The organism is Microbacterium sp. P5_B6 (genome assembly GCF_056400345.1).
Genome location: NZ_JBFULL010000001.1, coordinates 409570 through 432229 on the forward strand (window position 1 = coordinate 409570; position 22660 = coordinate 432229).

The window sequence follows — 22660 nt, forward strand, 5'->3', positions numbered from 1 at the left end:
ATGGCACTCGACAAGCCTTACAAGAACGTCCCCGGCACCACCATCTTCGATGCCGACCAGGCCCGCAAGGGCTACCACCTCAACCAGTTCTGCATGTCGCTGATGAAGCCCGAGAACCGCGAGCGCTTCCTCGCCGACCAGCGCGCCTACGTGGACGAGTGGCCGATGAGCGAGGTGCAGAAGCAGGCGGTGCTCGACATGGACCTGAACACCTGCATCCGCGAGGGAGGCAACATCTACTTCCTCAGCAAGATCGGCGCCACCCACGGCCTCAGCTTCCAGCAGATGGCCGGCTCCATGACCGGCATGTCCGAAGCCGCCTACCGCGACATGATGGTCGGCGGCGGACGCCGCCCCGCGGGCAACCGGCTGAAGGACCTCGACGGGTGGACTCCTCCGTCGACCGAGAAGTCGGAGGTCATGCGTCCGGACGCCCCCGCCACCTTCACCTCAGCGCTCTTCACGTCGCACGTCCCGGCCATCGGCGCGGCGATGGACCTCGGCAAGACCGAGGAGCCGTACTGGAAGAAGGTGTTCGACGGCTACACCTGGACGCGCCAGTGGGCGAAGGAGCACACGCCGGACGTCGTCATCCTCGTGTACAACGACCACGCCACGGCGTTCGACTCCAACATCATCCCCACCTTCGTGCTGGGAACAGGCTCGCACTACCCCGTTGCCGACGAGGGCTACGGTCCGCGGCCGGTGCCCGACGTGAAGGGCTACCCCGAGCTGGCCGCCCACATCGCCCAGTCTGTGATCCAGGATGACTTCGACCTCACTCTCGTGAATGAGATGGTCGTCGATCACGGCCTCACCGTGCCGCTCTCGCTCGTCTTCGGCGATGTCGAGGAGTGGCCGTGCAAGGTGATCCCCCTCGCCGTCAACGTCGTCCAGTACCCGGTTCCGTCAGGGCGCCGCTGCTACGAGCTCGGCAAGGCGATCCGTCGCGCGCTCGACAAGTGGGACGGCGAGCCGCTCAACGTGCAGATCTGGGGCACGGGCGGCATGAGCCACCAGCTGCAGGGGCCGCGGGCCGGACTCATCAACGAGGAGTGGGACAACGCGTTCCTCGATCACCTGATCGCAGACCCGCTGGGCCTCACCGAGTGGTCGCACATGGAATACGTCGACGAGGCGGGCTCCGAGGGCATCGAGCTGGTCGACTGGCTCATCGCCCGCGGCGCCATGGACGACCAGTTCGGGGGCGAGAACCCCGAGACGAACCACCGGTTCTACCACGTCCCGGCCTCGAACACGGCGGTCGGGCACCTCGTCCTCACCAATCCGACCGCTTCGCGCATCCTCGGTTCCGTCAGCGCCAGTCAGCCGTTGGAGGAAGTGCACGCATGAGCGGTGACAAAGTCCGGGTCGCCGTCGTCGGCGCCGCCGGCGCCTTCGGGATGAAGCACCTCGACGGGCTCGCGAACATCGCAGATGCCGAGGTGACCGTCGTCAGCGGCACCAAGCCCGAGGCCACGCAGGCGGTCGCCGAGAAGTACGGCGTCGCGAACGCCGTCGTCGGCCTCGATGCCGTCCTCGAACGCGACGATGTCGATGCGGTGATCCTCGCGACACCGACGCAGCTGCACGCCGGCCAGACGCAGGCCGTCCTCGCCGCCGGCAAGCATGTGCAGGTCGAGATCCCCCTTGCCGATTCCGTCGCGGATGCCGAGGCGACGCTCGCGGCGGCGAAGGCGTCCGATCGCATCGCCATGGTCGGCCACACCCGCCGGTTCAACCCCTCCCATCAGTGGGTGCACAACAGGATCGCGGCAGGCGAGTTCGCCGTCCAGCAGATGGACGTGCAGACCTACTTCTTCCGCCGCACCAACACGAACGCCAAGGGCGAGGCCCGTTCGTGGACCGACCACCTGCTGTGGCACCACGCCGCGCACACCGTCGACCTGTTCGCCTACCAGGCGGGCCGGATCGTGCAGGCGAACGCGATCCAGGGGCCGATCCACCCCGAGCTCGGCATCGCGATGGACATGTCGATCCAGCTGAAGAGCGAGTCCGGCGCCATCTGCACCCTGTCGCTGTCGTTCAACAACAACGGCCCGTTCGGCACCTTCTTCCGCTACATCGGCGACACGGACACCTACATCGCCCGGTACGACGACCTCACCAACGGCAGCGACGAGCCGATCGACGTGTCGAAGGTCGCCGTGAGCATGAACGGCATCGAGCTGCAGGACCGCGAGTTCGTCACGGCGATCCGTGAGGGTCGCGAGCCGAACTCCTCGATCCGGCAGGTGGTCGACTGCTATCGGGTGCTCGGTGCCCTGGAGGAGCAGCTCGCGTGAAGCTTCCTCGCCTGGGCCTCGGCTGCATGTCTTTGAGCCACGGCTACGGCGTCCCCCTGCCGGTGGATGACGGGGTGAGGTTCCTTCGCGCAGCCCTCGATGATGGGGTTCGGATGCTCGACACGGCGACGATCTACGGAGGCGGTCGCAACGAAGAGCTCGTCGGCCGGGCAATAGCGGGACGTCGCGACGAGGTCGTGCTGGCGAGCAAGGGCGGCATGGCGGTGGTCGACGGCGTCAAGACGATCGACGGGCGCCCCGAGACCCTCCGCGCGCAGGTCGACGCGTCGCTCCGTCGGCTCGGCGTCGAGCACATCGATCTCTACTACCTCCATCGCTGGGACAAGGCCGTGCCCATCGCCGACAGCGTCGGTGCCCTCTCGGAGCTGGTGGATGCCGGCAAGATCGGTGCGATCGGCCTGTCCGAGGTGTCCGTCACCCGACTCCGAGAGGCGCAGTCCGCCGCTCCGATCACGGCGGTGCAGAACGAGTACTCGCTGTGGACCCGCAACCCGGAGCTCGGCATCCTCGAGGCCACTCAGAACACCGGGGTCGCCCTCGTGGCTTTCTCTCCGGTGGCGCGGGGCTTCCTCGCCGATGCGCTGCACGATCCGGACGCTCTCGCGCCCAAGGACCTCCGCCGCGCACTCCCGCGCTTCCGGCCGGAGCACTGGCAGACGAACCTCGCCCTGCTCCCCGAGTGGCGAACGCTCGCCGCCGAGGCCGGGTGCACGCCCGCGCAGTTCGCTCTCGCGTGGCTCCTGTCACGCGGGGACCATGTCGTTCCGATTCCCGGGACGACCAGCATCCCTCACCTCCGCGAGAACATGGCGGCAGTGGACGTCGTGGTCGACCCCACGCTGCTCGCTCGAGCGGGCGAGCTGATCGACACGGCCACGGTCTCCGGACCCCGGTACGACGCGATCCAGTCCCGCGAGGTGGACGCTGAAGCCTTCGAGGACGCCGCATGAAGGCCATCACCTCGATGGCGACGCGCCATGTTCTGGCCGATCTCGTGACGGCGGCGGAGTCGGCCGGGTTGCCGGCGGTGCAGATCGAGTCGGCCGGAGGCGTCGATGCCGCCCGTCGGGTGGCGGCAGGCGAGCCGTTCGACCTGGTCTTTCTCGCGATGGACCCGCTGAGCACCCTCGCGACGGATGGTCATGTGGATGCTGCGTCGGCCACGCCCCTTCTGCTGTCGCAGGTCGCGGTCGCCGTCGCGTCGGGCACCGATGAACCGGCGGCCCCTCCCGAGGGCGTCGCGTTCCCGGATGCCGGGGGCGTGCGCGAAGCTCTGCTGCGCGCCACTCGGATCGGGTACTCGACCGGCCCGAGCGGAACCGCGCTGGTCGCGCTGATCGAGGACTGGGGCCTGACGGATCAGCTCGGCGACCGGCTCATTCAGGCGCGTCCGGGCGACCCCGTCGCCCGCATGCTCGCCGACGGCGAGGTCGACCTCGGCTTCCAGCAGCTGAGTGAGCTGGTCGGGGAGCCCGGCGTGCGCATCCTGGGCGTACTCCCATCCGACTGCGAGATCGTCACGGTCTTCGGCGGCGCCGTCGTCGCGGCGTCTCCTCAGGGCGAGGCCGCGCGCGGCATCCTGGATTTCCTGTCTTCGCCTGCCGCAGTGCCGATCAAGACCCGGCACAGCTTCCAGTCGCCGGCATAGCGCCGCGAACGCGCGCGAGGGACGACAGCTGCCGCGAGCGATCCCGAGGGTGCAGCCGACCCTGCGCGCGACTGCGGCCCTCCCCACGGGGGAGAGGGCCGCATCGCGTGACGTGCTAGTTCACCGCGAACGAGATGCCGGTAGGCACACCGGTGTTGCCGACAGCATCCGTTCCGCTGTAGGTGATCATCAGCGTGCCGGTCTTCAGGTCGCTGATGCGAACGGACCAGGCGCCGTCGGTGATCGTCGGATGGATGGCCGTCGCCGTTGCGTTGGCGTTCCCGAGGGAACTGGCCTTGGTCCAGCTTCTGCCGTCGTACGCGTAATAGCTGTTTCCACGCTGCTGGACGAGCTTCACCGTGACGCTCTCCGGGCCGGAGGCGGCGTCGGTGATCGTTCCCGACACGCTGGTCCAGGACGTCGACCTCGTGGGATTCGAGGGGGTCAGGATCGCCACGACCGGTGCTGTCCTGTCGACCACCACCGACTGAAGCTCCGATTTCTTGTCACCGCCGATCACGAGATCGTCGACGGCGACGGCCATCACCTGCAGAGAGTGGTTCCCCTCCGGCAGTGCCAGGTCGACAGAACGCGCGCTCGGCGAGAGGGAGGCGCCGATCTGCTGCCCCCCATCCAGCACGACGAAACCGTCCAGCGACCCCCGGGGCGACGTCGAAGTCCACTCGAGAGTGAACGGGCCAGGAGCATAGGACGTCGCATCCTTCACCACCACGCCGCTCCCTCTGATCACCAGGCCCGTGGGGGCGATCAGAGCCGCGCGCGTGATCGTGATCGAGGTCGGCTCAGTGGACGCGCTGCCCACTTCGTTCGTGTACGTGGCACGAATGAGTGAGCCGTCCTGCTCGGCAGTCGCCGTGAAGGTGTAATCGTCGCCGACAGCATCGGAGACGGGAGTCCACGTCGCACCGCGATCGGCACTGGTCTCCCACTGCACGGTCGGCGCTGGGCTTCCCGCTGCACTCGCAGAGAGGGTCACGGATTCGCCGACTTCTGCCGTCACGTCTGCCGCCGGTGCCAGGGAGATCTTCGGCGTCGCCTTGACGTGCTCCAAGAACCATTGCTGCGGCGGATCGAGGTTCGCGATGGGTCGGATCGCGCGTACCGCGCCCACGACCCCGGTCTGGATCGCTCCGTCGTCATTGCTGATCTCGACCGCGAGCCGTGTCTGCGGGTTCGCGAACCGAAGGAACCCGTGCCCCGTGTCCTCGACGGTCCAGCGCTGCAGCCCATCCGAGGGTGAGCAATCGGCGAGCACGGCTGCCGTTCCCACTGCACCCGTCCCATTGGCCAGAGCGAGACACTTCGAGTCGCTCGTGGCATGGTTGGCAAGCGTGTAGCTGCCGCCTTCCGCCTCGTCGAGTCGCCAGGTCTGCGCGGCATCGCCATCAGCACAGGCCGCCTGGATCACGCCGACCTCAGCCGCTGTCAGACACTGCGTGCCACGCACCGGATTCTGAAGCTGGTCGGCGGTCGTCACAGGGACGATCGCCTTCGCGACATTTCCGCTCGCGGACGAGTCGGTGACCTGCGAGCCGCCTGCCTCATCGAATCGGTACCAGGCGACGTCACCACCACCTATCGCAGCGCCTCCACCCGGCGTCGTCGTCATCGCCAGCATCTCGCTTGCCGAAAGGGCCCGGCTGAAGATGTTGAAGTCGTCGATCGACGCATTCAGCCCCGGATCCGCGCTGAACTGGGAGCGTCCGATCCAGTTGTTCCGAGTGAAGCCGAGATCGGCCGGCCGAACGGTGAAATTCGTGTTGGTGCGAACCGCCTGGCCGTTCACCCAGAGCGTGCCCGTCGTCCCGGACGCCGTGACCGCAACATGCGTCCACGCAGTCGAGACCGACACGCTGTTGCCCGAACCGGGAATCGTCCCGGAGCCGTGACTTGGCGTGACCTCATCGAACCGCAACCCGGTCGGGGCCGCCGCAGATGCGGGAGTCAGGTACATGAAGTTGGCGGTCGTGTCGCCAAAGTCGAACAGCCTCGCCCAGTTGTTCGCGCTGCTGGTCGTACCGCGCTTGACCCACATGGAGATCGTGAAGTCGCCGTTGAGCGTGCTGACAATGCCGTCGGGCATGTCGATGTACGAGAGCGGGCTCGGCCCGTTCAGCTGCACGGCCGTGCCGAATGCAGGGGTCGGGGCCGCCACGCGCCCGATTGCAGGCATGGTGAAGTTCTTTGCTTCGCTCACCAACCGGATGTAGCTCCCATCCGGGTGGTTGTAGCTGCCGCTGGCTTCCGAGAAGGAGGGCCATCCGTCACGCCACTCGAAGGGTCGAATTCCGAGGGTGTTGTTCGGCAGATACGAGTGATAGACGAGGTAGTCGACGCCACGCTCACTATAGGTATCCGCTCCACCGGGAGCGCGGTAGAGGCCCGCCGGCGTCACCCCGGGCGCGGACTGACGGGTGTCGAGGATGACCGTTCCGCCACCCTCGTCGAGTCGCACGCCGTCCTGATCTAGATAGGGGCCGGTGATGCTTGTCGACCGACCGACTGCCAGCTTGTAGGTCGAGGTGGCCGCCGCGCAGCACTTGTCCCAGCTGACGACGAGATAGTAGTAGCCGTCCCGCGCGAAGATCGCCGGACCTTCAACTGGGTTGTCGTCCGCCCGGCGAGATGCGACCAGCGTCGGCTCGCCCACCACGCTCACCAGGTCGGGTGCCAGCTTCTGGACGACGATGCCGTCCCAGAAGGATCCCCAGGTGAGCCACCACTCCCCATCGGCGTCCTGGACGACATCAGGGTCGATCGCGTTGTAATTGATCGACGGAGGGGTGTCCGCCAGCGCGCCAGACTTCACGATCGGGCGTCCGAGGTCGACGTAGCTGCTGGGGATCGCCGGCGTCTTCGTCGTCTTGACGCCGATCGCCGAGCTCGAGGAGCCGAAGCTCGACTGAGAATAGTAGTAATAGAACGTGTCGCCGATCTTCTCGAGATGTGGCGCCCACAGCGTCGATGAGTTGGGTACTCCGAGCGTCCAGTCCGCTCTCGCCACGCTTCCCACATTGGTCCACGGACCGTTCATGCTGGGTGCTGTGCGGATCGAGTTGTGCGTAGCCGCCACGATGTAGAGCCCTGAGGCCTCATCGAAGGCCATTGTGGGATCGTGAACGCTCACGTCGCCGGTGAGCGCGAGCTGGCCTGGTGGGGGTGGCGGCGGCGGGGTCTCGGCCGCCGCAGGTGCCGAAGACAGCGTAAGCACGAGCGCGATGGCGCCCAGGAGGGCTGCACCTCGTACACCCTGGGATATGGGGGTCATGAGATTTCTCCCGATCTCGACGTCGATGTCGTTCCGGAAGACCATCGCTGGCATCCGGAGGGGCTCACATGCCCCTACAACGTTGTAGAAGTCGGTCGTACAACGTTGTAGGAATACCCTAGGACGGCCCCTCGACGCCGTCAATCACAATCTCGGGACCCCGTAGAGTGAAGCGGACTGAAGGGCTGAGATCATGGCGACGACATTGCACGACGTCGCCCGCGCAGCGGGCGTGTCGTTCAAGACCGTCTCCAACGTCATCAACGGCTACCCCTACATCCGCGCCGAGACGCGCGAACGGGTTGAGAAGGCCATCCGTGAGCTCGGATACACGCCTAACCTCACGGCGCGCAACCTCCGCTCGGGCCGCACGGGTGCCATCGCGCTCGCCATTCCTGACGTGAGCATGAGCTACTTCGGCGAACTGGCCGGCTTCGTGATCGAGGAAGCCGACAAAGCGGGCCTTGTCGTTCTCGTCGAGCAGACCAACGCCGATCCGAGACGAGAACGGGATCTGCTGCGCAGCCCGCGGTTGAAGCTGACGGATGGCATGATCTTCAGCCCGCTGGGCCTCGGGCAGGAAGATGTCGAGGCACTGCGTGTGGGCTATCCGCTGGTCGTGCTCGGTGAGCGGATCTTTGACAGCGCCGTTGACCATGTCACGATGCGGAACGTCGAGGGCGCGCGTGCGGCGACGAACTATCTTCTGTCATCCGGAAGGCGCCGCATCGCGGTCGTCGGAGCTCACCGCGGCGAGGTCATCGGATCCGCCGGGCTGCGGTTGCGGGGCTATCGCGAGGCACTTGCCGAGGCAGGAATCCCCTTCGACGAGTCGATCATCGGCTATATGCGGGACTGGCACCGGGCGAACGGCGCGCTCGCGATGCGTGAGCTGATCGAGCGCGGCGCCCGATTCGACGCCGTGTTCGGTCTGAATGACACCCTCGCGCTCGGTGCCATGCGCGTTCTGCAGGAAGCTGGCCTGCGCGTTCCGGAAGATGTGGCAGTGCTCGGATGGGACGATGTCGATGAGGCGGAATACTCGATCCCCTCGCTGACGACGGTCAACCCGGGTAGTCAATGGATCGCCCGCACCGCCGTCCAGACCCTGGTCAAGCGCATCGCCGAACCCGAGCCACATGAACCACCTGCTCTGAGACTGGCTGACTTTCGCATCGTGGTTCGCGAATCGGCGCGCGCTCCATCAACCGATGTGGCCTGAGAGCCGACTCTCCTCACGCCTCGGTGGCGGATGGTCTGCAGTCTGACCAGACGGCGTCTGCAGCTGCGGGGCCTTCTCGAGGTCGCTTGTTGTCTGCGTAAGATGGCGCCGCATCGCATCGACATCCGACGGCAGAAGGGCGACCCGTGCCGATCCCTACCTCGCTCAACATCCTCGACGATCGAATGAAGGGCGTGCGAGCAGATCCCCGACTGACGGTGCACTATGCCGAGGGGGTGTGGCTCGAGGGACCCTCATACAGCGCGCAGGGCCGCTACCTGCTGTTCAGCGACATTCCCAGCGATCGCACGCTTCGTCTCGATGAGATGAGCGGCGCCGTCACCGTCTTCGACCAGCCGTCCCGGTTCGCGAACGGGCGCACGCACGACCGCACGGGGAGACTGGTGACCTGTCTGCACGGCGACCGCAGCGTCGTACGACGCGAGCATGACGGCAGTGAGTCGGTCATCGCCTCGACCTACCGGGGTGGGCGCCTGAACAGTCCCAACGACGTCGTGGTCAGCAATCACGGCGACATCTGGTTCACCGACCCCACCTACGGCATCCTGAGCGACTACGAGGGCCATGAGGCCACGGTCGAGCAGGACGTATGCGGCCTTTACCGGTGGTCGGAGGGCACACACGAACTGGCACTCATGTCGAGCGATTTCGCACAGCCGAACGGCCTCGCCTTCGGTCAGGACGAGAGCGTTCTCTATGTGGTCGATAGTGAGCGGGATACGCTCTCCGAGCTAACCTTGGACGTCCGTGGGAGCGTCGCCGAGCAACGCATCATCGTCGATGAGCGGCGCGGCTTTGACGGGATCAGGACCGACGCTGCAGGTCGCATCTGGGCAGCCACCCATGACGGCGTGAGCTGCTTCGACACGAAAGGCGTCGAGCTGATACGGATTTCGCTGCCCGAAGCCGCATCGAACCTCGAATTCGGGGGACGCCAGCGAAACACGCTTTACATCACTGCGTCGACGAGCCTTTATTCGCTTCGCACGTCCGTGCGCGGAGCGAGATGAATGTGCCGCCGGCGAAACGTCAGCTCACCAGCCCTGTGCTCCCCATCAGGCGACTCGGGATGATGTGGATCGCAACGCGCTGCGGGTTCTCGCGAGGCTGACGGTAGCGCTCGGCGTACAGCGAGACGGCCAGTGCCACCTCGGCCGGGTCGTCGTGGATTGACGCGGCGCCCTGGAAGCTCACCCACTTCGCACCCTCGACCTGCGAGACGGACGCTGTGGAATCTCGCAGGACGTTGCGCACCTTCTGCGAACCGCGGGACGTGATGATCCGCAGGATGCCGCCATGGAAGGTGAAGCCGACCGGCACGGCGTGGATGCCGCCCCACGGCGCCATCGTGGAAAGGGTGGCGAGGTGGCGCTCTGCGACGAAGTCCAGGCCGGCCGAGGTGAGGTCACGCACCGCACTCACGCTACCGGCTGGGCCCGCGAGGCGGCCCTCGCTCCGGCTACGCGGTCTCGGAGTCGGCCTTGCGGCTGCCCGCCTCGAGCACGTCACCGGCGGGGAGTTCCTGATGGCCCCCGAACTGCAGCCGCATCGCGGACAGCAGCTGGTTGGCGTAGTGGTCCTCATCGCGTGAGGCGAACCGCTCGAACAGAGCCGCTGCGAGCACCGGCACCGGAACACCGGTGTCGACAGCGGCTTTGATCGTCCATCGCCCTTCCCCCGAATCGGACACCCGGCCGGCCAGGCCATCCAGCGTGGGGTTGGCCTCGAGCGCCGCCGCCGTCAGGTCGAGCAGCCACGACGAGATGACCGACCCCCGACGCCAGAGTTCCGCCACCTTCGGCGTATCGATCGTGAACTGGTAGAACTCCGGCTCCTCGAGAGGCGCCACCTCGGCTGAGTGCTCGGATTCGCGGATGCCGGCATCCGCGTTGTCCAGGATGTTCAGCCCCTCGGCGAGTGCCGCCATGATGCCGTACTCGATGCCGTTGTGGACCATCTTCACGTAGTGGCCGGCGCCCGACGGACCACAGTGCAGGTAGCCCTGTTCCTCGGGTGCGACGTCTCCGTCACGGCCAGGGGTGCGCGGGATATCACCCTGCCCGGGCGCGATGGTCTTGAGGATGGGCTCGATCACGGCGACAGCCTCGTCGGGGCCGCCGACCATCAGGCAGTAGCCGCGCTCGAGTCCGAAGACGCCACCGCTCGTGCCGACGTCGACGTAGTGGATGCCACGTTCCTTGAGCTTCGCGGCCCGTCGCACGTCGTCGCGATAGTTCGAGTTGCCGCCGTCGATGATGATGTCGCCGGCCTCCAGAACCGCCGCGACCTCGTCGACGACTCGGCCGGTGAGCCCGGCCGGGATCATCAGCCAGACGACGCGGGGCGCTTCGAGGTTCGCCGCCAGCTCCGTGAGGTTCCCGGCGCCGACGGCGCCCTCGCCGGCGAGTGTCGCCACCGCCTCGGCGCTGACATCGAAGACCACGGCTTCGTGCCCGTCCCGCATCAGCCGTCGCACGAGGTTCGCGCCCATCCTGCCGAGACCGATCATTCCAAGCCGCATGATTCTCCAACTGTTCGGGGGTGATCACGCCAGGGGCGCGTGGGATCCAGGGGCATCCTATGACCGCCGGGTTGCACCACGGGTGGCGTTGATACAGCTCCCTTCACCGCATAAAGTGCGGGTCGCCGCCCTCACTCCTTGTTGAAGGCGTCCTGAATCGTGCCCGCTGCCTTCTCCATGAGATTGGGCAGCTCGGTCGTTCCGTAGAAGCGGGAATCGGGATGCGTCGGCGGCGGGGCCGGCACACCCTCCGGCGGCTCGGCGACGTACGAGAACTCCCCGTGTCCGTCGGGAGTGGGACCGCTCGCCCATCGTCCGTCGCCGGCCATCGGGCCGTTGGAGAAGTTGATGTACTGGTACGACACCGACCGGTCCTCCTTGTCCAGCGGGAAGTTGCTCGGCACCGGCAGCGCCTCTGTTCCCTCCTCCATGAGCTCGGCCGCGGCGGCGAGCCACTGGTTCTGATGCATCGTGTCGCGGGCGAGGAGGAAGGCGAGCAGGTCACGCACGCCGTGATCGTCGGTCATGTGGTACAGCCGGGCGACCTGCAGCCGGCCCTGCATCTCGGCGTTCGCGTTCGCCTGGAAGTCCGCCAGCAGATTGCCGCTCGCTGTGAGGTAGGAGCCCATCCAGGGATTTCCGTTGCTGTCGACCGCGCGCGCACCGGCGCCGGCGACGATCCCGTGCTGCACGTCGGTCCCGCCGATGACAGCGGCGACCGTCGGGTCATTCTGCACGGCGTCGTCGGTGATGCCGAGCGGAGCCTTCTCGAGCAGCTGCGCGATCATGATGGCCAGCATCTCGACATGGCCCATCTCCTCAGCGCCGATGCCGTAGACCAGGTCGCGGTACTTCCCGGGGATGTGCATGTTCCACGCCTGGAACTGGTACTGCAATGCGACGGTGATCTCGCCGTACTGTCCGCCGAGCACCTCCTGCAGCTTGCGTGCGTAGACAGCATCCGGTTTCCCTGGCTTGACCGTGTGCTGGAGCTCCTGCCGGTGGAAATACATGTCTTCTCCTCATCCCGCCGCTGTCCGGAAGCGGCTGACGGCCCACCCAACACGGGCGCCGTGGTCGAGTGCATCGGGGTTGCCAAGGGGGGCCTGCCGCGAGTAGAACCCGGATCGAGGATGCGCGTCCGACAGATCCGGTCACGCCCGCACGTCAGCCCCGCACGAACCGCAGGGTGACGAGCTGGAACGGGCGCAGGTGGAGCTCGAGGCCGCCCTCGCCGGTCTCCCGCTCCAGCAGGTCGGTTCGCAGGAGTCGCCGATACGAGAACGAAGCGGTCAGCCTCGCCGAGGCTCGTGAGCCCCAGCATTCGTACAGCCGCACGACGACGTCCCCGGAGCCGTCCTCGGCAAGCTTGACGGTCTCGATGACGACTGCCGGATGGCTCGACGTGATCAGCGGCTGCACCCGGCCGGCAGCGGGGCGCAGCGGAAGATTGAGGCGGTAGCCGGTCTCGATCGTGGCCGCCACGTCTCCGACCACGAGGGAGCTGCGCAGTGTGTGCTCGCCCTGGTCTGCCTCAGGGTCGGGGAAGAGCGGTGCGCGCAGCAGTGTCTGACGAATAAGCGAGTAGGTGCCGCCACCCTGCCGCGGGTGGCGCGTGATGTCGTGGCCGTAGGTGGAGTCATTGGCGACACCGACGCCGAAGCCCGGCTCGCCGACGTGCACCCAGCGGTGCGCGCTGGTCTCGAACCGCGCCATGTCCCAACTCGTGTTGGTGTGCGTCGGGCGCTCGATGTGACCGAACTGGATCTCGGAGCGAGCCGACGTGGTGTGCACATCCACCGGGAATGCGAGCTTCAGCATCCGCTGGCGTTCGTGCCAGTCGACGTGGGTCTCGATATCCAGGGCGGTCGAGCCGGCCGCGAGGGTGAGCGTCTGCGTCACCGTGGATGCTCCGAACCGTCGGACCGTTCGCAGCGCCACGGCCTCCGGCCGCTCTGACACGACATCGAGGGAATCCAGCCCGTCCAGTTCCTCACCCGACAGGCGGTACTCGATGTCGACGTCCCACGCATCCCACTGCGCCGGGGTGTCGCGGAACACCTGCAGCACGTTGGCGCGCGTGCCCGGAGGCACCACCTCACGGCCAGTGGCAGCATCCACCAGCGAGACGATGAGACCGTCGTCGTCGACAAGCACACTCATGCGATCGTTCGTGAGCCGGGTGCCATCGGCTGTCCGCTCGATGCGCGCCTGCCCCGGCCGTTCGGGCACTCCGACACCCCCTGCCGGCACTCCGTCCTGAGGGAAGGGCGAAGCATTGGCGACCAGCCCGAGGGCCACATCATCCGACGGTGACGCCGCGGCTGCCAGCGTCTCGAGCGCTCGCGCGATCACCGCATCCAGCGACTCCGCCACCCGGGAGTAGTTCTCGACCGCCTGGTCGTGCACCCACCCGATGGACGAGCCGGGCAGGATGTCGTGGAACTGCTGCAGCAGCACCGTTCGCCATGCTTCCCGCAGCTCCGCATCCGGATACTCCATCCCGGCGCGGACCGCCGCCGTCGCCGCCCAGAGCTCCGCCTCATGCAGCAGCGCCTCGCTGCGGCGGTTGCCGCGCTTGGTCCTGGCCTGCGACGTGTACGTGCCGCGGTGGAATTCCAGATAGAGCTCCCCCACCCACACGGGCGCCGGATCGAGCTCGGCGCGGGCCGCCGCGAAGAACTCCGCAGGCGACGCCAGGCGCACCGACGGCGACCCTTCGAGGTCGGCGGTGCGGTGTGCCGCGGCGAGCATTTCACGGGTGGGACCGCCTCCGCCGTCGCCGAACCCGAACGGCACCAGCGAGGTGCTCGCCCGGCCCTTGTGCGCGAAGTTGCGCTCGGCATGTGCCAGCTCGCGGCCCGAGAGCAGCGAGCTGTACGTGTCGACCGGCGGGAAATGGGTGAAGATGCGTGATCCGTCGATGCCCTCCCACTGGAAGGTGTGGTGCGGGAATCTGTCCACTTCGTTCCACGAGATCTTCTGGGTGAGGAAGCTGTCCATCCCGGCCTCGCGGGCGATCTGCGGCATGGCGCCGGAGTATCCGAACGAGTCCGGCAGCCACACCTCCCGCGGCTCATAGCCGAACTCCTCCAGGAAGAACCGCTTGCCCTCGATGAACTGGCGCGCCATCGCCTCTGAGCCCGGCATGTTCGTGTCCGACTCCACCCACATGCCCCCTACGGGCACGAAGCGTCCCTCGGCGACGCGCGCGCGAATGCGCTCGAACAGCTCCGGATACCCGATCTTGATCCACTCGAACTGCTGCGCAGAGGAGCACGCGAAGACGAATTCCGGATCCTGATCCATGAGGTCGAGCACGTTGGAGAATGTCCGAGCGCACTTGCGGATCGTTTCACGCGCCGGCCACAACCACGCCGAGTCGATGTGCGCGTGCCCGACCGCGAACACGCGATGGGCGCTGGCGGATGCCGGCGAGGCGAGCACCGGGGCGAGTGCCTCCCGCCCCCGGGACACTGTTCCGGCCACGTTGAAGGGGTCGACAGCGGACACGGCCGCCTCGAGGGCGGCGTAGAGGTTCGCCCTGCGCGAGGATGCTTCGGGAAGCACCGCCGCGAGGCCTCTCGCCGTGAAAATGTCCTGCACCAGTTCCCAGACCTGGCGGTCGCGGTGCACGATGTCCGCGCGCCGCAGAGTGTAGAGGGGCACCTGCGGAGCGGTGGAGGTTCGCCCCATGTCTGTCGGCTCGAACCTCCAGTTCGAGCCGACATCCGGATTTGCTGCGGCCTCCACGTACAGCTCGAAGGACTCCCCGGGCTTCGCCTGCAGTCGAACGTACGAGTTGTACGGCTCGAGGCCCTTCAGGATCGTGCCGTCGGGAGCCCAGACCAGCCCTTCCGCCTGGAATCCGACCTGGCCCATGGTGAAGCCGAGGTCGACGAGGAGTTCGACGTCATCGGGCGTCGCCGCCCATTCCCGCGGGACGGTGCCGGTCATGCGGAACCACACCGTCCCCCAGGGGCGACCCCACGCCTGGCCGACGTGGAAGGGGTGGAACTCTTGCATGATCGCTTCAGCGAAGGGCACAGGCTCACCAGGAACCTCCCACGCCTCGATGAGGGCGGGTTCCGATGCGCGCTCGAAGGCAGGGGTGAGCCGTTCCCGGACGAACCGATCGATGCGCATCTCGGCGAGCTGGTTCTGCTGGTACACCGGGTCTCCTTCGGAGTGCTCGAGGGGGAGTCACACCATGATGCTCCACACGTCGCGCAGCGTGTCGAGGTGCGGACTCACCACCCCTCGGCAGGGGCGGGGCTGGGCAACATCCAGCCGGGAGGTGGCACGGAGAGGGGGTAGACGGATGCCACCCGGGCGCGGAGGATTCTGTCCACAGGGAAGAGTACCCAGCGGCCGCGCCGAGGTTGGGGGTGATCACGGATGACGCAAGGCAGCGAGCGTGTGCTGTGGGCGATGCGGGTGCTCAGCGCGGTGCTGCTCCTGATCACAGGAGGCATTCACCTGTACCTGATCTTCCACGGTGTGGGCGGCATCCTGGGCGTGGCCTTCGCCCTCAACGGCGTCGCGGGAATCGTGCTCGCGATCGCGATGATCGCCCTGCGGGGACGTCTGCTGCTCCTCGCGAGTGTGCTCAGCCTGCTGTTCCTCATCGCGACCCTGCTCGCGCTCGTGCTCGCCCTGACGGTCGGGCTGTTCGGCATCACTGAGACATGGGACTTCATGCTCGTTCCACAGACGGTCATCGTGGAATCGATCGGGATCGTGGTGCTCGCGATCACCACCGTGCTTCTCCTGCGTGCGGTCCGCCGGCCAGACGCGACGCGCTGAGCCGGCTCGGGCACCGAGCGCCCTCACCCGCTGAAGGCCTCCACGAACCGGTCCCGGAACTGATCCATCGGCCACACCGGCGCGGCCGCCGACGGCCGCACGCCGTCCTCCCACCCCCACGACGAGATGCGGTCGAAGACGGCCGGGTCTTTGGCGATGATCGTGATCGGCACATCATGGTCGGCCTCGGCGCCGCTCACGATGCGGGCGGGCTGGTGGTCGCCCAGCAGCACCAGCACGAGGTCGGGCTGATCGTACGTGTCGAGGAACGAGAACACCGTGTCGAGGGAGTACTCGACCGACTGGCCGTACAGCGCCTGCACGCGCTTCGGATCGGTCCACGCGACGGCGGCCGAGAGCCCCTGCGCGGGCTGCGGATCGAAGACCGACCCGTTGCCCACCTCGTCCCACGGGACGAGGCTGGGCAACGGGGTCCACGGCGTGTGCGAGGAGACGAGGTCGATCTCCGCCATGACGGGCGGATGCGGAGCGCCCAGCTCGCGGTCGGAGAAGAGCTTCCAGGTGTACTGATCGGGCATCCGCGCATAGCCGAAGGCGGGGCCGCGATAGCCCATATTGCGGGAGTCGAGCAGCTCGTCGAACCCGAAGAACGACGTGCCGGCCTGCCACGCGCGCTTGTTCGAAGGAACGATGGCGACCGTGCGCCATCCGGCCTCGTCGAACGCGCCGGTGAGCGTGAGGCGGTCGCCGGCGACCAGCCGGTCGTACTTCGTCTGGGAGTCGACCCAGACCCCGCTCTGCAGGGTCGAGTGCGCGAGCCAGCTCACTCCGCCGAATGTCGGCGACGTGAGGAACGCGCTCCGAGCCGAATACCCGTCCCGGTCGAGGATGCCCTGACCGTCTTCCAGCGCCCGCGCGACGCCTTGCGTGAAGGCCGCATCCTGCACCGCGACCTTGCCGTAGCTCTCCACGAACGCCACGACGACGTCCTTGCCGGCGAGGCCGCTGAGAAGCGCCGGGGGCCGCATCCGGTCGAGCCGGTCGACAGCGACGGCGCGCTCGAACTCGCGCTGCCCCTCGATGGTCGCGGCGGTCCGGGCGGATGCGTCCACTATGGTCTCCACTGCTCCGGATGCCGCGACCGGCGCCCCTGGCACGATGTGGAGGCCCGCAACCGACCCGAGCACCCACGCCGCGGTCACGGTGACGAGGGCAACCCGCCCCCGCGGGCCTTCATCGCGGGTCGTCTTCCCTACGCGGAGGGCAGCGCGCGCGAGAAGGACCACCCCGGCGGCCGCCGCCGCCAGCAGCAGTACGACGATCACCACCGCGTTGACGGCGCCCGCGGCATCCGCGACGACTCCCCACGCGTTGACGACCGCCCCGCCGTCCTGGGCAGGGTCGAAGGGGCGATCGATCGTGGCCCGGAACCCGAAGTCGAGCGCCGCCACCGTGATCCCGGCCACGACGAGCACGGCGAAAGCGCCGGCGACCACCGCGCGCAGCCAGCGCCGGTCGATCGCGACGAGCACCAGCACGACGGCGATCGACTCGGCCGGCAGACCGAGCAGGGCCGCCGGCGTCCCGGCGCTCAACGCCCCGGGGACGAGCGGCACGACGAGCAACGTCATGCAGGCGGCCACCGTCACGACGCGGGACCGCCGGTGGGCGCTGTCCCGCCCGAGGCCTCCGCTCACGACCGGCCGTCGCGGCCCCGCAGCACGCCGTCGCCCGCATCACGCGTTCGTGCCCGAGGATCGAGCCGACGCGCATGCGTGGAGCGGCCCCCGCGGATGGCATCCATGATGGAGAAACGGAGCAGCCCGTGTCGAAGGTTCATTTCGCTCCCCTCTCGTAGGTTCTCGCCCGCGCGGTGGCCCTGATCGCCGTCAACTGGGTCATGCCGATCACACCGGCCGATGGGCCGCCGCACTCCTCTGCCTCGCCGCCATGAAGCGATCGTAGGCGGTGTCATTCGCCCCGATCGCCCGGATGAAGGGTCGGCTCGTTCGCCGGTTGAGCGAGCTGCTCAAGCAGTTCGGCTGCTCGAGCAGCTCCCCCGAGCGACCGCAGTTGCGCGCCGACGCGGGATGCGGCATCCCGGAATGACATGTCTGACACGACTCTGTCGAGGCCGACTGCGACCTGAGCAGCCGTTGGCGTGCCGGTCTTGAGATTGACGGCCGCTCCGGTCCATGCGACCCGCGAGGCGATCTCTGGCTTGTCGAGGTCCCCTCCAGCGATCACGAGGGGGATGTCGTGGGCGAGCATGGCGAGCGTCCCGCCCCATCCTCCGTTCGTCACGGCGACATCCACCCGCGGCAGGAGCTCGGCGTAAGGCAGAAATCCCGCGACCCGCGTGTTCGAGGGGACCGGGAAGGGCAGCTCATCGTCTCCGGTCACGCCCGTCGCCACGACCACGAGCAGGTCGTCGCGCTCGGCCAGGGCCTCGAGCGTGGGCACGATGAGATCGGTGGGATCGATGTTCTGGGTCCCCTGGGTGACGTGTATGACGCGTCGGCCTTCGAGTTCGCTCCACCACGCCGGCAGCGCTTGCGACGCCTGAGGAGGCATCCGGAGCTCGCCGATGAAGTGCAGGAAGTCGGGTCGGTCGGTGCGCTCGAAGTCCAGCAGCGGGGACCCGCTCGCAACGATGAGCTGTCGCGAGAAGGTCACCTGGTCCATCGTCAACCCTCGCGGACGGAGTCCGATCGTTTGCTCGGATCTCGCGATGGCCTTCACGAGCGATCGGGCCAAGAGCGGCGCCGCCGCGCGAAGGGCGGCATCCCTCACCTTCGTGAACGGGTTCCTCCCGGGCCACAGACCCAGTCCGGCGGGAGGGCCCTGCGGTCCGGCGAGATTGAGCGGGGTGATCGAGATCGTCGCCCAGGGGCCGCCGTTCTGCTCGGCGTACAGCGCCGCGCCGATCGAGACGTCGTCGCCGGCGATCGCATCCCACGGTTCCCTGACCCACTCGTCCCGCAGATCCTGAACCTGCGCGGCAGAGGTGTTGATGAAGACATCCTCGACGTTGATGAGCAGCTGGCTCAGGCCCTTCCTGCCGCGGAGCCGGGGGAACGTCGCCGCGAGGTCACTCTCATCGAAGTCAGGAGCGTGATGCCAGGGGACGAGCCGGGCACCCGTCGACTCGACGGCCGTGCGGAACGCCTCGCCCGAGTAGACGCGCACGTCGTGCCCGCGAGAGACGAGCGCACTCGCCACGGCGCGAATGGGGTTGATGTGCCCCGTGAACGGCATGGCGGAGAGCAGGAAGCGAGCCATGCGACCAGGATGCCGTGCGGACCCGGCATCCCGCGACCGGGGGGCCGGCGCGGCACCGGCCTTCGCAACCCAGACAGCTGATCCTAAGAAGACACCCGCGACCTCGTCAGAGATGACGGGGTGCGGAGCGGTCTTGAGGGCGCTCCGAACGCAAAGCTGCTCCTCGCCGATGTCAGTCCCTGGATGCTCGCCGGACTCCGCTATCTCGGGTCAGGTATCGGCCTCGGCGCCTACCGCCAGGGCCGGTCCGCACCCTGCGGACCGGCCGTTCGCACCTGAGCTTCTCGCCCAGCTCATTTCGGGGTTGAGGCTGCTGGCGCTTGAGAGCAGCGACCCCGCCCCCTAGTGGAGCAGGCCGCACACCGCGGGATCGGTTGCCTCAGCGGGAAGGCTGGGGTTGAGCTCACTGGCACCCTCGGGATCACTGAAGTTGTACGTGCCGTTCCCGTCGTAGTCCAGTCCGTGAATCACGACGACGCCCTCGCCTGCGCGGATTGCGTCAGCAATCTGCTTTGCGGTGCCGAGCCCGTTCGCACCGGGGTAGCCGGTGCCCGCGACGTCGGTGAACTCGATGTTGTCTCGGCTGTAGTCATAACTGCCACCCGCGGACACCGGGAACCGCGTGACATCCAGCAAGCTCGCGGGAGTGGTGTCGCCGGTGGTGTTCAGGGATACGACGACCGGGCCATACGCAGGAACGCCCTCGAGGGTGTTCAACCGGCCATCACCGTTTGCGTCCAACGCCAGAGTCGGGCACTCGTTCAGTGCCTGTTCACCATAGTGAATGTGCTGGGCGTGCGGTGCATCGGGCGTCAGGCCGTCGGCGTGCACCTCGATGTGCTTGATCTTCTGGTTGCGGATCACGGCAGTCGCTGTCCCCGAGGCCCCGGAGCCATTCAGCTCCGAAAGGGTGGCGGTCAGCGTGACGGTCTTGTCATCGCCTTTGTCGCCGTGCGCCATTGCCGGTCCGGCACCCAGCGAGACCACGGCCAGCGCCAGCACGCCGGCGCCAAGCACCAGTTTTGTATTCCGTCTCACGATCGACTCCTCTGTCTTCGCCCAGAGGGAGGTTCCCACCGGTTATGCGACACAGGTGATTCGTAGCGGTGCCTCTGACGGATTGCCTCGACGGTCGAGCACACCCCCGCTGCAGTGCCCGACACATGGACCTCCGACTTCTCATCGCCAACGTCCGCGGACGCTTCGCCCACACCCCGACAAGCGCATAGGCCCACGTCGTGGCGCGTGCTTGATCGGCGGCCCCGCCCGACCGCCGCGGGACTGTGCGCGCCATGTCAGAGGACGGCTTCCAGATCGTCGGCGAGTACGATTTCGAGACCGTGATGGATCCGGAGGAACGCACGTGAGACACGTCGAGCGGTCGGGAGACGGTCGCTTCTTTCGCACAGCGCTTGTCCCGGCGGCTCTGCTGCTCGGTCTGCTGCTGCTGGCCGGCACGAGCGTCCTGGCCGCGTTGAATCAGCAGCCCTTCGGCTACTACAGCCGCGACGTCAAGGCGCTCTCCGCCGAGGCGGGCGCCGTCCTGCCGCTGCTGGCCGGCGGGCTGGCGCTGCTGAACGTCATGGTGTGGGCATCAGCCGCCTCCATGGCTCTGCTGGCCGCAGTGCTTTGGCCGCCACGGCGTCGGTGGCTGCTCGGATTCGCGTTTCTGAACTTCCTTCTCGCGCTCGACGATGCTCTGCTCCTCCACGACGAAGTTGGACCTGAGCTCGGTTTGCCGGAGGAGGGCTTCGACCTGCTTTACGCCGCTAGTGGGGTCCTGCTTCTGTTGGGCGCTTTCCGGCGGGGTGTCAACGTGCGGCCCGAGGACCGCCTGTCGCGATTCCGGGTGGAGAACCTGCCGTCAGGTGGCCAAGCTTTCATCCTGGGTCTCGTCCTTCTCGGTGTCTCCGTGATCGTCGACCAAACCATGCACGGACAGCCCCTGTGGGAGGACGCGCCTAAGCTTCTTGGCGCCCTGGTCTGGCTGACCGTCCCGCTCCTGGAGCTTCCGTCGAACGTGCTGCCAGGGAGCCGAATTTCGGAAGAGCGAGCGCTGCCCTGAGTACGACTAACCTTCGCCGGGCTGCGGAGCTTTGGAGGGGATGACGGGAATCGGCCACTCCGTCTCTCCACACGCCGACTGCGTCATCGCGCAGAGCCTCTGAACGGAGCGGGACCGCCCGGGGCGGGAGCGGTTCCTACGGCATCCACACAAAAGCTCTCAAGCCCGACCTTCGGCCGGGTGTCGGAGCATTGGAGGGGATGACGGGAATCGGCCACTCCGCTACTCCACACGCCGACTGCGTCGTCGCGCGGAGCCTCTCGCGGAGCGGGACCGCCCGCGGGCGGGAGCGGTTCCTACGGCATCCACACGAATGCCCTGCCGCACCGACTTCGTCGGCGCGTCAGGGCATTGGAGGGGATGACGGGAATCGAACCCGCGCTATCAGCTTGGGAAGCTGAAGTTCTGTCGTCCATGACGACCCTAGATGCCTTTAAAACACTGGTCTCTAGGTGGACATCGGACCCGAAGTGTACACATCAGTGTACACATATGGTTCGCATCCGAGTCCCGCCCACTTGAGCCACCAGACCTCCAACCTTCTGATCCGTAGGCAGCCGGGATGGGGCGGAATCCTCGATGCTACAAGACTGCTGAGGCGCTTTGGTTGATGGCGGGTTGGCCGCGCGGGCTCGTTGCCACGTGGCATCGATGTTCTTGAACTCGGTGGCGTAGCAGCGGTCGTCGTCTGCTGCCTGAATGGATGAGTCTGGGATTGCGCAGGTCAAGATCTCACCTTTAGGTTCCTTCGGGATCAGTTCGAACCCTGCCGCGACAAGACACTGCCTGTACCTCTCGAAACCTTGGTGATATTCGCCGACAGAGATCACGCCGACTCTTAACGGGGTCTATTCGGTATTGGGGATCATCTGCATCGCCGCCGTTGCCAGTCGTCGCAACATGACCGGTGGCACGCGGTCATGCGCCCGCATCGCGAGACCGTCGACGACCACACTGACGGCATGTGCGAGCGCGAGCGTGTCGGTCCCTGCTGGGACCTGCCCGTCTCGGATGCCGAAGTCGAGCTTGGCTTGAAGGCGGCGCAGCCCGTCATCGCCGATAGCTGCGAGTGCGCGTGCGACATCGCTGTCACGGTCTTCCAAGCCAAGGGTGGAGAGAGTGACCAGGCATCCGAGGTGGGGCCCCGGCGCGGAGATGACGCTGATGGTGTCATCGAAGAAATGCTGGAATGCGCTCTTCACGTGCGCTTCTCCCTCGAAGGCGTCCCAGACCGGATCCCAGAAGCTGCGCTCGTACTGGTCGACGACGTCTAAAAAAAGTCGCGCCTTGCTGCCGAACGCCGCGTAGAGGCTCGGCGGATTGATTCCGATCCCTGCACAGAGCTGGCTCACGGAGGTTGCCTCGTATCCATGCTCCCAGAACATGTCCATCGCGGATTCAAGGGCGCGCTGCTTGTCGAAGCCCCGACTGCGCCCGCGCGCGGTGTCTCTCGGTGTCCCGTTGGACATGGGCGCCCCCCAGAGTTGACGATTACTGTAACGACCACTACAGTATCAT

17 protein-coding genes are annotated in these 22660 nt (G+C 67.1%); 8 read left to right on the top strand and 9 right to left on the bottom strand.

Features of this window, described 5'->3' with window-relative positions; all coding sequences use genetic code 11:
- The 4 genes from AC1DP3_RS01790 to AC1DP3_RS01805 are packed head-to-tail and all read left to right on the top strand — an operon-like array spanning position 1 to position 3975.
- On the top strand, positions 1-1353 hold the full coding sequence (locus AC1DP3_RS01790) for a protocatechuate 4,5-dioxygenase subunit alpha/beta (RefSeq protein ID WP_477290671.1): 1353 nt from the start codon (positions 1-3) through the stop codon (positions 1351-1353).
- Positions 1350-2306, top strand: a complete 957-nt coding sequence (locus AC1DP3_RS01795) for a Gfo/Idh/MocA family oxidoreductase (protein ID WP_477290673.1) — start codon at positions 1350-1352, stop codon at positions 2304-2306. The genes AC1DP3_RS01790 and AC1DP3_RS01795 overlap by 4 nt, the downstream gene beginning before the upstream one ends.
- Positions 2303-3277: an aldo/keto reductase gene (locus AC1DP3_RS01800; protein ID WP_477290675.1), complete on the top strand. Its 975-nt coding sequence runs from the start codon at positions 2303-2305 to the stop codon at positions 3275-3277. Before AC1DP3_RS01795 ends, AC1DP3_RS01800 begins: the two co-directional genes overlap by 4 nt.
- Positions 3274-3975 (top strand): substrate-binding domain-containing protein, encoded by a 702-nt coding sequence (locus AC1DP3_RS01805; protein WP_477290677.1) that lies wholly within the window; start codon positions 3274-3276, stop codon positions 3973-3975. Before AC1DP3_RS01800 ends, AC1DP3_RS01805 begins: the two co-directional genes overlap by 4 nt.
- Positions 3976-4090: 115 nt before the next feature.
- Here the strand turns inward: AC1DP3_RS01805 and AC1DP3_RS01810 are convergent, their stop codons facing one another.
- Complete coding sequence (locus AC1DP3_RS01810; protein WP_477290679.1) at positions 4091-7264, bottom strand: family 43 glycosylhydrolase; 3174 nt, start codon at positions 7262-7264, stop codon at positions 4091-4093.
- 205 nt (positions 7265-7469) lie between these two features.
- On the opposite strand from AC1DP3_RS01810, the gene AC1DP3_RS01815 reads away from it, so the two are divergent.
- A complete protein-coding gene (locus AC1DP3_RS01815) occupies positions 7470-8486 on the top strand; it encodes a LacI family DNA-binding transcriptional regulator (RefSeq protein ID WP_477290681.1) in 1017 nt (338 codons plus the stop codon).
- 185 nt (positions 8487-8671) lie between these two features.
- Positions 8672-9517 carry an SMP-30/gluconolactonase/LRE family protein gene (locus tag AC1DP3_RS01820; RefSeq protein ID WP_477290740.1) on the top strand — a complete coding sequence of 282 codons (846 nt, stop codon included), beginning with the start codon at positions 8672-8674 and terminating at the stop codon, positions 9515-9517.
- 19 nt (positions 9518-9536) lie between these two features.
- On the opposite strand, the gene AC1DP3_RS01825 is transcribed toward AC1DP3_RS01820, so the two are convergent.
- The 4 genes from AC1DP3_RS01825 to AC1DP3_RS01840 form a co-directional block, all read right to left on the bottom strand.
- Positions 9537-9920 carry a PPOX class F420-dependent oxidoreductase gene (locus AC1DP3_RS01825; protein WP_477290683.1) on the bottom strand — a complete coding sequence of 128 codons (384 nt, stop codon included), beginning with the start codon at positions 9918-9920 and terminating at the stop codon, positions 9537-9539.
- Positions 9921-9966: 46 nt separating this feature from the next.
- Positions 9967-11028 carry a phosphogluconate dehydrogenase (NAD(+)-dependent, decarboxylating) gene (gene gnd, locus AC1DP3_RS01830; RefSeq protein WP_477290685.1) on the bottom strand — a complete coding sequence of 354 codons (1062 nt, stop codon included), beginning with the start codon at positions 11026-11028 and terminating at the stop codon, positions 9967-9969.
- A 131-nt stretch (positions 11029-11159) separates the two neighbouring features.
- Positions 11160-12041 (bottom strand): manganese catalase, encoded by an 882-nt coding sequence (locus tag AC1DP3_RS01835; protein WP_477290687.1) that lies wholly within the window; start codon positions 12039-12041, stop codon positions 11160-11162.
- 154 nt (positions 12042-12195) lie between these two features.
- Positions 12196-15201, bottom strand: a complete 3006-nt coding sequence (locus tag AC1DP3_RS01840; RefSeq protein ID WP_477290689.1) for an alpha-mannosidase — start codon at positions 15199-15201, stop codon at positions 12196-12198.
- Positions 15202-15426: 225 nt separating this feature from the next.
- On the opposite strand from AC1DP3_RS01840, the gene AC1DP3_RS01845 reads away from it, so the two are divergent.
- Positions 15427-15834 carry a hypothetical protein gene (locus AC1DP3_RS01845; RefSeq protein ID WP_477290690.1) on the top strand — a complete coding sequence of 136 codons (408 nt, stop codon included), beginning with the start codon at positions 15427-15429 and terminating at the stop codon, positions 15832-15834.
- Positions 15835-15857: 23 nt separating this feature from the next.
- Here the strand turns inward: AC1DP3_RS01845 and AC1DP3_RS01850 are convergent, their stop codons facing one another.
- From AC1DP3_RS01850 to AC1DP3_RS01860, 3 genes are all read right to left on the bottom strand, one after another.
- The gene (locus tag AC1DP3_RS01850) at positions 15858-17426 is read right to left on the bottom strand and encodes an alkaline phosphatase family protein (protein ID WP_477290692.1); all 1569 of its coding nucleotides are present in this window, start codon (positions 17424-17426) and stop codon (positions 15858-15860) included.
- Positions 17427-17766: 340 nt separating this feature from the next.
- The gene (locus tag AC1DP3_RS01855) at positions 17767-19077 is read right to left on the bottom strand and encodes a glycosyltransferase (RefSeq protein ID WP_477290694.1); all 1311 of its coding nucleotides are present in this window, start codon (positions 19075-19077) and stop codon (positions 17767-17769) included.
- A 342-nt stretch (positions 19078-19419) separates the two neighbouring features.
- On the bottom strand, positions 19420-20115 hold the full coding sequence (locus AC1DP3_RS01860; protein WP_477290696.1) for a hypothetical protein: 696 nt from the start codon (positions 20113-20115) through the stop codon (positions 19420-19422).
- 325 nt (positions 20116-20440) lie between these two features.
- Here AC1DP3_RS01860 and AC1DP3_RS01865 point away from each other — a divergent pair, with 325 nt between their 5' ends.
- Positions 20441-21142, top strand: coding sequence for a hypothetical protein (locus AC1DP3_RS01865; protein WP_477290698.1), 702 nt, complete (start codon positions 20441-20443; stop codon positions 21140-21142).
- Between the two features lie 848 nt (positions 21143-21990).
- On the opposite strand, the gene AC1DP3_RS01870 is transcribed toward AC1DP3_RS01865, so the two are convergent.
- The gene (locus AC1DP3_RS01870) at positions 21991-22611 is read right to left on the bottom strand and encodes a TetR/AcrR family transcriptional regulator (RefSeq protein WP_477290700.1); all 621 of its coding nucleotides are present in this window, start codon (positions 22609-22611) and stop codon (positions 21991-21993) included.
- Positions 22612-22660 lie beyond the last annotated feature (49 nt).

Coding starts and splice junctions, on each gene's coding strand:
- AC1DP3_RS01790 (WP_477290671.1), top strand. CDS start 1: ATGGCACTCGACAAGCCTTACAAGAACGTCCCCGGCACCACCATCTTC.
- AC1DP3_RS01795 (WP_477290673.1), top strand. CDS start 1,350: ATGAGCGGTGACAAAGTCCGGGTCGCCGTCGTCGGCGCCGCCGGCGCC.
- AC1DP3_RS01805 (WP_477290677.1), top strand. CDS start 3,274: ATGAAGGCCATCACCTCGATGGCGACGCGCCATGTTCTGGCCGATCTC.
- AC1DP3_RS01810 (WP_477290679.1), bottom strand. CDS start 7,264: ATGACCCCCATATCCCAGGGTGTACGAGGTGCAGCCCTCCTGGGCGCC.
- AC1DP3_RS01820 (WP_477290740.1), top strand. CDS start 8,672: ATGAAGGGCGTGCGAGCAGATCCCCGACTGACGGTGCACTATGCCGAG.
- gnd (WP_477290685.1), bottom strand. CDS start 11,028: ATGCGGCTTGGAATGATCGGTCTCGGCAGGATGGGCGCGAACCTCGTG.
- AC1DP3_RS01835 (WP_477290687.1), bottom strand. CDS start 12,041: ATGTATTTCCACCGGCAGGAGCTCCAGCACACGGTCAAGCCAGGGAAA.
- AC1DP3_RS01845 (WP_477290690.1), top strand. CDS start 15,427: ATGACGCAAGGCAGCGAGCGTGTGCTGTGGGCGATGCGGGTGCTCAGC.
- AC1DP3_RS01850 (WP_477290692.1), bottom strand. CDS start 17,426: ATGACGTTGCTCGTCGTGCCGCTCGTCCCCGGGGCGTTGAGCGCCGGG.
- AC1DP3_RS01855 (WP_477290694.1), bottom strand. CDS start 19,077: ATGGCTCGCTTCCTGCTCTCCGCCATGCCGTTCACGGGGCACATCAAC.
- AC1DP3_RS01870 (WP_477290700.1), bottom strand. CDS start 22,611: ATGTCCAACGGGACACCGAGAGACACCGCGCGCGGGCGCAGTCGGGGC.